Annotated in this window: 6 protein-coding genes; 3 read left to right on the forward strand and 3 right to left on the reverse strand. The window is 58.1% G+C overall.

The window, feature by feature from the left end:
- The first annotated feature begins 100 nt into the window (after window positions 1-100).
- Window positions 101-3,700 carry an NB-ARC domain-containing protein gene (locus IQ241_RS08755; protein ID WP_193906090.1) on the forward strand — a complete coding sequence of 1,200 codons (3,600 nt, stop codon included), beginning with the start codon at window positions 101-103 and terminating at the stop codon, window positions 3,698-3,700.
- Between the two features lie 38 nt (window positions 3,701-3,738).
- Here the strand turns inward: IQ241_RS08755 and IQ241_RS08760 are convergent, their stop codons facing one another.
- The gene (locus tag IQ241_RS08760) at window positions 3,739-6,252 is read right to left on the reverse strand and encodes a spondin domain-containing protein (protein ID WP_193906091.1); all 2,514 of its coding nucleotides are present in this window, start codon (window positions 6,250-6,252) and stop codon (window positions 3,739-3,741) included.
- A 499-nt stretch (window positions 6,253-6,751) separates the two neighbouring features.
- Here IQ241_RS08760 and IQ241_RS08765 point away from each other — a divergent pair, with 499 nt between their 5' ends.
- Together IQ241_RS08765 and prfC are read left to right on the forward strand one after the other, a co-directional pair.
- The gene (locus IQ241_RS08765) at window positions 6,752-6,991 is read left to right on the forward strand and encodes a hypothetical protein (protein WP_193906092.1); all 240 of its coding nucleotides are present in this window, start codon (window positions 6,752-6,754) and stop codon (window positions 6,989-6,991) included.
- A 154-nt stretch (window positions 6,992-7,145) separates the two neighbouring features.
- The gene (gene prfC, locus IQ241_RS08770; protein WP_193906095.1) at window positions 7,146-8,777 is read left to right on the forward strand and encodes a peptide chain release factor 3; all 1,632 of its coding nucleotides are present in this window, start codon (window positions 7,146-7,148) and stop codon (window positions 8,775-8,777) included.
- Between the two features lie 61 nt (window positions 8,778-8,838).
- Here the strand turns inward: prfC and IQ241_RS08775 are convergent, their stop codons facing one another.
- A complete protein-coding gene (locus IQ241_RS08775; protein WP_193906097.1) occupies window positions 8,839-10,374 on the reverse strand; it encodes an HlyD family efflux transporter periplasmic adaptor subunit in 1,536 nt (511 codons plus the stop codon).
- A gap of 6 nt (window positions 10,375-10,380) precedes the next feature.
- Window positions 10,381-13,422 (reverse strand): type I secretion system permease/ATPase, encoded by a 3,042-nt coding sequence (locus tag IQ241_RS08780; RefSeq protein WP_193906099.1) that lies wholly within the window; start codon window positions 13,420-13,422, stop codon window positions 10,381-10,383.
- Window positions 13,423-13,426 lie beyond the last annotated feature (4 nt).

Below are 13,426 nucleotides of genomic sequence, written 5' to 3' on the forward strand. Positions count from 1 at the left end.
CCCGATATACTGTCAGATCGATCGAGTTGAAGCGATTTCCAGCGATTCTGTATGATGGCCTGAGTACCTTGCTCGCAGCGCTATAACGCCTGGCATCATCATGGATACGCGCAGAGCTTCCGAATCTGGCCTGATCCTGATTGACAGAGCCAGACGCCGCCTCGGCTGGAATAAGTCTGGGGAAGCTTGGTGCCAGGCGGCCTATACCTCGCGCTCTACCCTGAACCGCTTCTGGAGTAGGCAACCGATTCGTCAGGATGCTTTTGTCGCGATCTGTAGCGCAGTCGGCGTGAGCTGGGAGCAGGTGGTGGCGACTGCCGCTGAGGCGCCAACCCCAGACCTCGCGCCGCCTGGGCCTGCGGGACGACAGGATTGGGGTGAAGCCCCGGACATTCCGCTATTTTGCGGACGGCACCCGGAGTTAGCCACCCTGGAGCAGTGGGCCGGGCGAGATCGCTGCCGTCTAATCCTAATTTCAGGCATGGGCGGCATGGGTAAAACGGCGCTAGCGATCAAATCAGCGCAGCAGCTCACCTGCCAAACCACCATCCCCATATTTGACCAGATGATCTGGCGCAGCCTCCGCAATGGCCCCCCCTTAGACAGGCTTCTGACCGAACTCATTCAAATTCTGGCTGAGCAGCAGGCGGCAGACCTAGCGACTAGCCTGAGCGGTAAACTGGCGCGGCTGCTGGACGACCTCCGCCGGTACCGCTGCCTGCTGATCTTAGACAATGCCGAAGCGATTTTACAGAGCCGCGATCGCCAGGGCAGCTACCGACCGGGCTACGAAGGCTACGAACAGCTATTTCAAGCCATCGGCGATACTGACCACAGCAGCTGCCTCTATCTGACGTCGCGCGAAAAGCCCAAAGGGCTAGCCGCCTTGGAAGGAGATACCCTGCCCGTTCGCTGTTTGCAGCTCAGCGGCCTGCCAGAAACTGCGGTGCAGACCCTCTTTAAAGCCAAAGGGACTTTCACGGGCACCGAGACGGCCTGGAGCCGGATTGGCCAACGCTATGGCGGCAACCCCCTAGCACTGAAAATCGCCGCCTCCGCGGTCAAAGACCTATTCGAGGGTAACCTTAATCATTTCCTAGCTTTCCTGGCCGAGCACGCCTTTATTTTTGACGATATACGCGACCTGCTAGCGCAGCAGTTCTCGCGGCTGCCGCCTTTGGAACAGACGCTGATGTACTGGCTGGCAATCAGCCGCGAGCCGATTACGCTGGCCACCCTTCAGGCTAAGTTACTGATTCCGGTAGCCCCAAGCGAACTGCTAAAGGCCCTGGCCGCTTTACAAAATCGGTCGCTGATCGAGAAGAAACGCGATCGCTACACCCAGCAGCCTGTCATCATGGAGTTTGTCTCAGCGGTGCTGATTGAGCAGGTCTGCACAGAGCTTGAGTCGGGACAGATTGCCCTGCTCAAAAGCCATGCCCTGATCGAGGCCCGAGCCAAAGACTATGTTCGCGAGACGCAGAGCCGCTTTATTCTTCAGAGGGTTGTGGACGGCCTGACCGTCAGGCTGGGTTCTCTACGTCAGCTAGAAGCAAAAATACAGGCTGTTCTAACGCAGCTGAGGACGACCCGAGACCGGAATGCGGCCAAGCCTCACTTCTGCTCTCAAGAGATAGGCTACGCCTGTGGCAATTTGATTAATCTGCTCAGCCAAATGCAGGCCGACCTGAACGGCTACGACTTTTCTGGAATGCCCGTGTTCGAGGCTAATCTACAGGGGATAAATCTCCACCAGGTCAATTTCTCCAGGGCTGAGCTGGGCCGGGCTGTCTTTACCGAAACCTTGGGGAATGTGCTCTCCGCTGCTTTCAGTCCAGACGGGCAGCTGCTGGCCACCTGTGACACAGACTGTCAGATTCGGCTTTGGCAAGTGCAAACGGGCCAGCTGCGGCTGATCTGCCGGGGGCATTCAAACTGGGTGCGCTCGGTGGCGTTTAGTCCAGACGGTCAAACCCTCGTTAGCGGCGGGGCGGACCAAACCGTCCGCTGCTGGGAGGTCGCAACCGGGCGCTGTTTGAGCCTGGGCCGGGGTCACAGGGGGGAAGTTTATGCTGTGGCCTTCAGCCCTCAAGGGCATCAGCTCGCTAGCAGCAGTGGGGATGGCACGCTGAGGCTCTGGAATCGAGACAGTGGACAATGCGGTCGGATCTTTAGCGGCCACAGCAGCTGGGTGCGCTCGGTCGTCTTTAGCCCGGACGGTCGGACCTTAGCCAGCGGCAGTGACGACCAGACGCTGAAGCTGTGGGACTGTCAGACCGGGCACTGTTTACAGACGCTGACCGGCCATGGCAGCTGGGTGCGTTCGGTGGCCTTTAGCCCAGAAGGCCAAACGCTTGCCAGTGGCAGTGGCGATCGCACCCTCAAGCTGTGGGACTACCAGACTGGTCGCTGCCTGAAGACCTACAGCGGGCACAGCGATGGCGTCTATTCGATTGCCTTTAGCCGAGACGGGGCGCAGCTGGTTAGCGGCAGCGGTGACCATACGGCCAAGCTCTGGGATCGGGCCACCGGACAATGTCTGAAAACCCTCAGTGGCCATTGCAATCAGATTAACGCGGTGGCCCTCAGCCCGGATGGCCAGACCCTTGCCTGCGTTAGCCTAGACCAAACGGTGAAGCTCTGGGACGCCCAAAGCGGGAACTGCTTTAAAACCTGGCAGAGTCACACGGATTGGGCTTTTCCGGTTGCGATCGCGCCTGCCGCTCAGCTGTCAGCTGCCGCTCACCTAGAATCTGCCGATAACCTACTGATTACCGGCAGCAGCGATCGCAGTATTCGCCTCTGGAATATTGAAACCGGCAAAAACTTCAGCACCTTACAGGGACACACCGACCAGGTATTTTCCCTCTCCGTCAGCGCGGCTAGTCAGCGGCTGGCCAGTGGCGGCACCGACCGCACTGTGCGGCTATGGTCGCTCAGCAGCGGGCAATGCCTCAGAACTTTACAGGGCCACCGCGACTGGGTGCGCACGGTTGCTCTGAGCTCGGATGGCAGCTTTCTAGTCAGCGGTAGCGATGACCAAACCATCCGGTTTTGGGACGTCAACACCGGGCAATGCCTGAAAACGTTAAACGACGGCGGACAGGTCTACTCGATTGCCCTCAGCCGCGATGCCACCACCCTGGCCAGCGGCAGTACCGATCCAACCGTCAGGCTGTGGGATGTCGAGACCGGCTGCTGTATTAAAACTTTTGTGGGGCATACCAATCGCGTTTTCTCAGTCGCGCTTAGCCCAGATGGCCAGACCCTGGCCAGCGGTAGCACTGACTGCACTATTCGGCTGTGGAATACTGCCACCGGGCAGTGCCTACGCACCCTGGCCGGACATGAGAACTGGGTCTTTTCGGTGGCTATCAGTCCAAATGGGAAACGGCTCGCTAGCGCCGCCCACGACCAAACCATGAGAGTTTGGAATCTGACGACGGGTGAATGCCTTCATGTTTGTCGGGGCCATACTCATCTGGTTAGCTTTGTCCGGTTTAGCTCTAGCGGCAAACGCATAGCCAGCGGCTCTCAGGATCAGACCGCTCGTCTCTGGGATGCCGAAACCGGGCATTGCCTGCAAGTATTCCGGGCAAACCGGCTCTACGAGGGCATGAACATTACTGGAGCTCAGGGTTTGACCCAGGCCCAGCGGGATACGTTGGCGGCGCTGGGCGCAGTGGACTATCAGCTTTAGCGGGTTCACTGCGCCGGACATCAGCCTGGTGACTCGCCCTAGACGGCCACAAAGCTACTCTCTGTCAGCGACGTTGCCTGAACGCCATTGAGCACAGCCAAGGTTTCATCCCCAAAGCGGATTTGATTATCCAAGAACGAAAGCTGACCAAAGCTAAGGCCATCGGCCAGGCCGATCAGGTCAATACCCTGCTCAAAGTCTACGATTGTGTCTGTTCCTTCTCCAGCTGCGAGGACAAAGGTGTCACGGCCCGCACCGCCCGAAAAGTCATCGCCCTGGAGCCGGTCATGGCCCAGACCGCCGCGCAGCAGATCGTCGCCATCGTCGCCAAAGAGCTGGTCATCGCCGTCGTCGCCAAAGAGCTGGTCATTGCCGCCCTTGCCACCAATCCGGTCGTTCCCAGCACCGCCATAGAGAATGTCATCGCCGCCAACGCCCACCTGCGGATTGCGATTATTCAGGTCGCCTCGGAGCACGTCATCGCCCGCTCCACCGTAGACCGTATCATTGCCCAGGCCGCCGGCGAGAATATCATTGCCGCCGCCGCCTTCGATAGTGTCGTCACCTAAGCCGCCGTCAATCACGTCCTCACCGCCCAAGTCAGCCAGCTGATTGACCGTAATCCGCAGCAGCGGCTCGTTGCCCCCATTGCGGGTGAAGTCGCCCAGCACCGGGTCGATGACTGCGCCAGAGGCTGTGATGCCGCCCAGGATATTCACAGGCGTTCCATTGGGATTGCCCTCAGACCCGTTGAAGCCGGGGTGCTGAACCACCACGCCATTCTCAGGTGTCCCTTCATCCAGCATGGTTTGGTTGAGGAAGGCAGCACCTAGCTCGGTATTGGCTTCAGTCCCAGCATCCAGGACCTCGTTGCCAAACCGCTCAATCGTAATCGGCCCGAGAAAATTGCCGTCTGCATCAAAGATCGGCTCTCCCAGCGGGTCGCCCGTCGTCGCTAAAAACGCATCGTTGGACGGAATCACCATCGTCCCCCAGGTAAAGAACTGGGTGGCCGCAGGATCATCCACATCCAGGATAATCTGAGCCGTCTCGCCTGGGTCAATCGGTCCGGGCACGCCCTCATTGCCAAAAATGGTGCCATCGATGCCACCAACGCCGAGCTGCTCAGCCACAAACTCGGCTGAAATTGCTGCAACGGTGCCGTCTTCTGCCAGGCGCTCCAGTCCTTGACGAGCGGGGCCATTGCGATCGTAGAGGTCGAAGGTGCCGTCATGGACGCCTAGCCAGAGTGGCGTATAGAAGGTCCCGCCTTCCGGCTGTAGATTTTCTACGGTGAAGACTAGGGCCGTTCCGCCGCCTATCTCATCGCCGCGCAGCACGTCATCGCCGTCGCCGCCGAAGATAGTATCATCCCCGCTCGCGCCAGCAATCAGGTTAGCGGCTGCGTCACCCGTAAGCTTGTCATCGCTACCGGAACCGGTGAGATTTTCAATATTGCTCAAGCTGTCCGTCATTTTGCCTGCCGGGGTGTTGTAGCTGGCGGTACCCTGGGTCAGGTCTGCCGTGACGGCAAAGGGAATGTCGCTAAAGTCGGCGGTGTCTATACCATTACCGCCGTTGAGCACATCGCTACCGCCGCCGCCGCGCAGGGTATCGTCGCCTTCATTGCCGTTCAGCACGTCGTCACCGCCGCCGCCGGCTAGCAGGTCATCACCGTCACCGCCGTCGAGTACGTTGTCATTGCCATCGCCAAACAGCTGATCGTCATTGGGGCTGCCGGTCAGGTTTTCGATATCAATCAGGCTATCGATGACGGTGACGCCGGGCGCGGGCGAGTAGCTGGCCTGTCCCTGACCTAAAACGGCCGTCACCGGGGCACCAATATTGCTAAAGCTAGCAGTGTCGATGCCGGGGCCGCCATCGTTGATATCAGAACCGCCGCCGCCAATCAGCAGGTCGTCTCCCTCTAAGCCTCGTAGGGCATCATCACCGCCTAAGCCATCGAGGATGTCATCGCCGGGTGTTCCCAGTAGCTCTTCCGGATTATCTGTGCCCACAATCGGCGGATTCCCACCTAAAAACTGGCCGCGAATGGCCCCAGCTGGGAAATCGTTGGTGTGAACATTCCAGTAGAGCGGAATATCGGTACCGGGTGCAGCGTTCTGAATGCCGTCGGCAAACTGACTGATTGGCAGACTGGCTGGGTCGCTTTCGTCCCAAACCCCGCGAATCGTAGTGGAGCCGTCAGGATGAGTTATGAAGGTAATGTCGTCGGCATCCTGGCCGTTAAACTCGGGACCGGCCAGGTTAATATCGATCAGGCCCAGAGCAATGGGGCCGTTTTCGCCCCGATCGCCATTGTGAATATGCAAACCGATGACGTCGTCTCCAGTATCGGGCGTTTGCGGCGTGCCGTCGCCAATAAAGGCACCAAAGTCCGCTCCAGAAACGGTTAGCCTATAGCCCAGACTCTCTCCGCCATCGCCCAAAATGGCACGGTCGGTCCCCGTGGCTTGAGGATCGCCTTCGGCAACTTCTTGAGCACCGTCTAAGACAGATACGGCTTGAGCAAAAGGGTCAACTACAGACATGGAATTTCTCCTAAGTTGTTAAATAAACAGAATTGAAACAAACTGCACTGCTCCGCCGGATCTGCCAACCCCCGATCCCTTGAGAAAATTTCTCGCTGTTTTCTAGACAGACGAACTTCTCTAGCTGCCATGCCTATTGCAATAGCAGCAGTCAAAACCACTGAATCCAGTGATCTAGAACTCGAGTTATTTGAGTAATCTGGTCAGATTAAAGCGGGCATGCGCTCAATGGATTGCGATGCCTAAACATCTCATTCCCAACTTAGCGGGTCTAGCAAGCCTGGCTGCCCCAGTTTTTGTCTCAGTTTTTACTCAATGCACAAAATGAGGCAAAAATTTTCTCTCTTTTTGTCTCATTATTTCAGCTTTTAGCGAAGCCGTCGGCAAATTTTAAGGTCTTTCTCAGGATAATCTCACTTTACTATAGCATTCTCTTCGAAAGTGCGATCGCACTTTTATCCCGGCCTCCATGGAGCTGACTGCCTCAACTTGAGGACTTATGAGGACTTATCAAGAGGCTGATTGTGAATGCGACTTCTATGCTGTTGAAGTCTTTGAAAGCACCTTGCATAAGGTAGGACGTGACTTTTTTGAATTCGTTCAAGGGTTTTATGTCGGCACCCAAATGGACGAATTTCCAGAGCTGTTGCGCATCATGATGGCTGACGACCGGCAAGCCCGTGAGGATTGGGAAAAGGAGCGACATCCGGGCGTCTTCTCGCCGATGCGGTCGTACTAAAAAGGGAGTGGATCGGGACTGACGATTTGGGCAGCGTGAGTTCTTCAAAGCGGTAGCCATAGCCAAACTCTGCAAGGATTTCTCGGGTGGGATAGTTGAGTTCGGATTACAATTACAGGCAGTATTAAACCGCGATCCTGCCCTCCCAACCGCCATGACTACCACCGTCTCCAAAACTGAAATTAAGCAGGCCGTCGAGCATCGTCGCAATTTTGCGATTATTTCTCACCCCGACGCGGGTAAGACGACGCTGACCGAAAAGCTGCTACTGTACGGCGGGGCAATTCACGAGGCGGGAGCCGTCAAGGCGCGACGGGCGCAGCGCCATGCCGTGTCGGACTGGATGGAACTAGAGCAGCAGCGGGGCATTTCGATTACCTCAACCGTGCTCCAGTTTCTCTATCGGGACTACTGGATCAACCTGCTGGATACCCCTGGTCACCAGGACTTTAGCGAAGATACCTACCGCACGCTGGCGGCGGCGGATAACGCGGTGATGCTCGAAGACGCGGCCAAGGGGCTGGAGCCGCAGACGCGCAAGCTGTTTGAGGTTTGCCGGATGCGGGATATGCCAATTTTTACCTTCTTTAATAAGCTAGACCGGCCCGGTCGCGAACCGCTAGAGCTGCTGGATGAGATTGAGCAGGAACTGGGTCTGATGACCTACGCGGTGAACTGGCCGGTGGGGATGGGCGATCGGTTTAAGGGCGTCTTTGACCGGCGCCAGCGGCAGTTTCATCTGTTTGAGCGGTCGGCCCACGGCAGCAAGGAAGCCCGCGATACGGTGATTGATCTGGGTGACCCGCAGATTGAGCAGCTGATTGGCCCAGAGCTGTACTATCAGTTCAAAGAGGAACTGGAGGTGCTGGATGAAGTCGGCCCCGAGCTAGACCTCGACGCGGTCCATGCCGGACAGATGACGCCGGTTTTCTTTGGCAGCGCCATGACTAACTTTGGCGTCGAGCTCTTTTTGGAAGCGTTTTTAGACTATGCCCTCAAGCCCAACCCGCGAGAAAGCACCCTTGGCCCCGTGCCGCCGACGCGAGAAGACTTTTCCGGCTTTGTGTTTAAGCTCCAGGCAAATATGGATCCTCGGCATCGCGATCGCGTTGCCTTCATCCGGGTCTGCTCAGGCAAATTTGAGAAAGATATGGTGGTCAGCCACGCCCGCACGGGGAAGCAGGTGCGCCTATCCCATCCCCAAAAGCTGTTTGGCCAGGGACGCGAGTCTTTGGATGATGCCTACCCAGGCGACGTGATCGGCCTGAATAACCCCGGCGTCTTTGCGATTGGCGACACCATTTATCAAGGCGAAAAGCTGGAGTACGAAGGTATCCCTTTCTTCTCACCAGAGATGTTTGCCTACCTGAAGAATCCCAATCCCTCCAAATTTAAGCAGTTTCGTAAGGGCGTAGCCGAGCTGCGCGAGGAAGGCGCCGTCCAGATTATGTATTCGGCTGACGAGTCTCGCCGCGACCCGATCCTAGCGGCGGTGGGCCAGCTCCAGTTCGAAGTGGTCCAGTTTCGCCTGCAGCAAGAGTACAACGTCGAGACCCTGCTAGAAATGCTGCCCTATAGCGTTGCCCGCTGGGTGGGGGGCGGCTGGGATGCGCTCAAGCAGGCGAGCCGACTGTTCAATACGGTGACGGTTAAGGACAGCTACGGTCGCCCGGTGCTGCTCTTTAAAAACGAATGGAACTGTCAGCAGGTGGAAAGTGAGCATCCCAAGCTTAAGCTGAGCTCGACTGCCCCGGTGGTATCCGGGATGGAGCCCGAGGACGTTTGAGCTCGCAATCCCTGAAGCTCGCGGCAGTCAGGTAGCGGACCATAGGCCCGAGCTAATCTCCTTAACCACCCGAGGTAAAGTTGTCCCGCTTGCGCACAAACAGATCGGTAAAGAAGGTAATCACCCGCCGCTTGCGTAGCTTAATGCTGGCGCTGACCGACATGCCCGAACGCAGCTCCAGATCTTGGCCATTCGTCAGCAGGGTCTGATCGTTCAGGTCAATCTCGGCTGGAAAGCGATAAAACTGAAAAACCTCATCCGGCGGCAGCGCATCAGAGCCGATGCTGACAATCTCGCCGTCCACATCGCCAAATTCGCTGTAGGGAAAAGCGTCAATGCGCACATCCACTTCTTGACCTATCTTGACAAAGCCGATGTCTTTGTTGGGAATATAAACCCGGGCGACCAGTGAATCCAGCGGCACAATCTCGAGAATCGGTTCCGTGGTGTTCGCGACATAGCCGGGGCGATTGGCTTTGAGGTTGAAGACCGTGCCATCGACTGGAGACTTCAGTACCTGATATTTCAGGGTTTGCTCCAGCTGGCTGATCTGGCTATTCAGCTCTTCCACCTGCTGGTCGTTTTGGATAATCCGCTGGGTTAGCTGGCTGTCAATTTCAGCAATTTTCTGGTTATTGACTGCAATCCGCTCCTGTAGCGTCTCCGCCGACTCAAAGCCGGTGCGAGTGACCTCCTGCTCTGCCTGAGCAATTTGAAATCGGAGTCGGTCTAGCTCTTCCCGCAGCGTATTCACCCGAGTGCGGCTATTGCTGACCTCCTGCTGCTGCTGGAGATAAGCGAGCTCTTCCACCGCGCCTTCCTCATTCAGCCGCCGGTAGCGGCCTAAGATATCCTGATTGATCGCCAGCTCGCTATTGGCATTCTCTAGCTGAGCCTGGGTTTGAGCCAGCTGTTCGCGGTACTGACTGGCCTGCAGCGCATTGATATTCTGCTGCGAACCTAACCTCGACTGAGCTGCCCTAAAGCGCTCCACCTGTTCTGGACTCAGGCCCTCGGTGTTGCCGCTAATTTGAGCGCGGTAAACCCGATTGCTCGCCTGAAGCTCAGCGCGATCGCGCCCGCCCTGGAGCAAATCGACCGAGATTGAGCTGGGCACGCTGCCCGGCGTCTGACCCGCTAAGATCGCTCGGTAGTAGTCATTTTCTGCCGTCAGCCGCTGCCGAATTTCTCGATTAGCCTGGAGCTCGGCCTGAGCTGCTGTCTGGTCTAGCGTCGCCACCGGCTGACCCGCCTCAACCACTTCGCCCTCCTCAACCAAGATTTCTTCAATCACGCCGCCAACGGGCGCCTGCACCTGCTGCACGACGCCCTCGGGCTCCAGCTTGCCTTGGGCCGGCACGGTTTCCTCGACCTGGGCGACAAAAGCCCAGGTTACCGACGCCACCGTTACCCCAATTAGGGTATAGACAATCGCCCGGGACCACTTGGGCGACTGGCGCAGGATCACCGGTTGCTCAAACGGCTGCTGGGCTGGAATTGGGCTGACCACGTTGGGCGTAGGAGAATCGGCCTGAGCTGAGCCGCTGGCCCCATTCGTCCCATGGGTTGAATGGCCGTTACGAAAAGTCTGAGTCATGGCAAATTATTCTCCCTGCTGTTGATAGAGACAGTAGTAGCGGCCCTTGAGGTCGAGCAGCTCTTGGTGAGTGCCGGACTCCACCACGCCGCCGCGATCCATCACTAGGATGCGTTCGGCTTTACGAATGGTGCTGAGCCGGTGAGTAATAAAGAAAACGGTGCGCCCCTGGGCCCAATGCATCAGGTTCTGGCAGACCTGGGCCTCGGTGTCATAGTCGAGAGCGCTGGTGGCCTCGTCGAGAATGAGCAGGCGGGGATTTTGCAGGATGGTGCGCGCGATCGCGATTCGCTGCCGCTGGCCGCCCGAAAGCGACGAGCCACGCTCACCCACCCGAGTATTGTAGCCCACCGGCAAATCCATAATAAACTCGTGGGCGCAGGCAATCTTCGCCGCTTCCAGAATCGACTCGGTATCGGCGTCGGGATGGGTCAAGGCAATGTTGTCCTGAATTGTGCCCTCAAACAGCAGGCTGTCCTGCGGCACAATCCCCACCTGCCGCCGCAGCGAATAGAGCTCTACCTTACTGATGTCGTACTGGTCGATCAGGATCCGCCCCGACTCGGGATTGTACAGCCGCGGCAGCAGCTTCATCAGCGTACTCTTACCCGAGCCGCTCTGCCCCACCACGCCGGTAAACTGCCCCGCCGGAAACTCCAGGTTGATGTTTACCAGCTGCATTGGGCCAGAGGGCGCGAACCGGAAGGAGATATTTTCGTAGCGTACGGTGCCTTTAATATCCGGCATCGGAATCTGGCTGCGGTTTTCGGCCTCCTGCTCCTGGGGATGGTCCAGAATGTCGCTCAGCCGCTCCAGCGAGAGCCCCGTTTCCTGAAAGTTTTGCCAGAGCTGGGTCAGCCGCAGCAGCGGCGCGGTGACGTAACCGGCAATGATCCGAAAGGCAATCAGCGCCCCCAGGGTCATCTTGCCGTCGAGGACTAGGTAGGCTCCGACCCACAGCACCAGCAGCCCCGAGAGCTTATTCAAAAAGCTGCTCGCCGACCCTGCCGTTGTTGAAGTGAGCACCGTCTTAAACCCGTCGCTGACGTAGCGGGCGTAGCGCTCCTGCCATTTCCAGCGGGTTTTGAGCTCGATGTTCTGCGCCTTGACGGTCTGGATTCCTGACAGCGCCTCGACTAAAAATGACTGGGTTTCAGCATTGCGCTCCGCCTTGGCCCGCAGCTGCCGCCGCACGATTGGCGAAACCCCCAGCGTCAGCACCACAAACAGCGGGATCGTCGCCAGCGCCACCACCGTCAGCTTGACGCTGTAAACCAGCATCACCACGATATAGACGACGGAGAACATGGCGTCCAGTACCACCGTCAGCGCTGTGCCGGTGAGAAACTGGCGAATATTCTCCAGCTCGTTCACCCGGCTAGACAGTTCCCCCACCGGGCGACGGTCAAAATAGCGCAGCGGCAGCCGCAGCAGGTGGTCAATAATTTCCGAGCCGAGGGCCATGTCGATGCGATTGGTCGTATCGACAAACAGATAGGTGCGCAGGCTGGTTAAAATGGCTTCAAAAATTGCCACAATCACCAGAAAAATGCCTAGCACATGCAGCGTATCGGCGCTGTTCTGAACAATGACCCGGTCGATGATCACCTGCACCATCAGCGGGTTTGCCAGGCCAAATACCTGTACAAACAGCGAAGCTATCAGCACCTCGGTTAGCACCCAGCGGTACTTTTTCAGCGACGGCAAAAACCAGCTCAGGCCAAAGCGCTGCTGCGGCGTTTGCTCCGTTGCTTCGAGCAGCAGGATCTCGCCCTCTGCGCCCCAAATTTCTTCAAAGGCCTGGGGCGAATGGCGAATGATACCGCGCTCTGAAGGTACGCCCAGAATGTACTCCCGGGGCGTCGCCTTATAGATCACCGCAAAGCTATCGCGCCATTTAATCAGCGCTAGCTTCGGCAGCCGCCCAATCGACGACGCCGGAATCATTGCCAGCTGCGGCTTTAGCCCTTGCAGGTCGGCTACCGCCCCACAAGCTCCCAGAGAAAGCTGGCCCAGCCGCGCTTTCTGATTGGTCAATACCTTCCGCACCACGTCCCGCTTAAACGGCATGTTGAAATGCTTGGCCAGCATATTGAAGCAGGCCAGAGCCGCATCAACTTCACCGCGACCGCGGACATGGGGATAGCTGACGGTGGTGTCAGAGCGTAAGGCCGTCTCGGCGTAGGGCGGCGTTTCGGCCGTTACTTCAGGTGCGTAGGGAATGTCTTCCGACGCCGGGGCGTCGCTCCCAGCCGGGTCTGAGACTTCGACCCCGGTGAGACTTCCACCCGAACTGGCGGGCTGAGTCCGCCGCCGGTCTAGTTCCGCTTCGGCGTCCTGCAGCGTCCGCAGCCTGATCCCTACCATCCTGACGGCCGTCTGGCAGTTAAAGGACTCGGGTAGCGCTGCCGGATCGAGCCAGCTGCCGACCGGGTAGCCCGCTACGTCACCACCGCTCACCCCCCAAACCCAACCGCGGACTAACCGGGTGGCCGGTACCGTCCCGCGCTCTAGCTGACAGACCTGGGCCTCCGCGGTCGCCTGGCGGGCGCGCTCGAGCAAATTTTCGACGCTGCGAGCCTGGTTTTTGAAATACTGGCCCATCAGCTCATAGAGCTCAGGCAGATGGGCTGAGGCGAAAATGGCCTCGGCAAACTCGGGATAGGCAGCGATCAGCTGATTGACCGTGCTCACTGGCACCGTGATCGCAGTCACCTCAGAAGAGGCGATCGCGCTTTCGCAGGCCACCCCGCGCACCATTCCGGCCAGCCCCAGGATCGCCCCCGGCGCCAGCAGGGTCAGCGTCACCGGGTTCTGGGTGTAGGGATCGTAGCCGAGCAGTCGCGCCTGTCCCTCGATTAGCACAATGAGCTGGTAGGGCAGGGTTTCTCGGCGCAAAATGGGCTGACCAATCCGGTAGCGCAGCCGCTGGCTATTGGCCGCGAGCTGTTCTAGGGCTTCGACCGGCAGCCGGTCGAAGGGTGCGATCGCGCCCAGACCCTGCGCAATTGAAAGATCGGCAATCTCTGAAAAGTCGGTGTAAGTCATCGTG

The organism is Vasconcelosia minhoensis LEGE 07310 (genome assembly GCF_015207255.1).
GTDB lineage: Bacteria > Cyanobacteriota > Cyanobacteriia > Phormidesmidales > Phormidesmidaceae > Vasconcelosia > Vasconcelosia minhoensis.

Bases quoted from the DNA above. Each gene is read 5' to 3' on its own strand.
- IQ241_RS08775 (WP_193906097.1), bottom strand. From the start codon at position 10,374: ATGACTCAGACTTTTCGTAACGGCCATTCAACCCATGGGACGAATGGG.
- IQ241_RS08780 (WP_193906099.1), bottom strand. From the start codon at position 13,422: ATGACTTACACCGACTTTTCAGAGATTGCCGATCTTTCAATTGCGCAG.
- IQ241_RS08755 (WP_193906090.1), top strand. From the start codon at position 101: ATGGATACGCGCAGAGCTTCCGAATCTGGCCTGATCCTGATTGACAGA.
- IQ241_RS08760 (WP_193906091.1), bottom strand. From the start codon at position 6,252: ATGTCTGTAGTTGACCCTTTTGCTCAAGCCGTATCTGTCTTAGACGGT.
- IQ241_RS08765 (WP_193906092.1), top strand. From the start codon at position 6,752: ATGAGGACTTATCAAGAGGCTGATTGTGAATGCGACTTCTATGCTGTT.
- prfC (WP_193906095.1), top strand. From the start codon at position 7,146: ATGACTACCACCGTCTCCAAAACTGAAATTAAGCAGGCCGTCGAGCAT.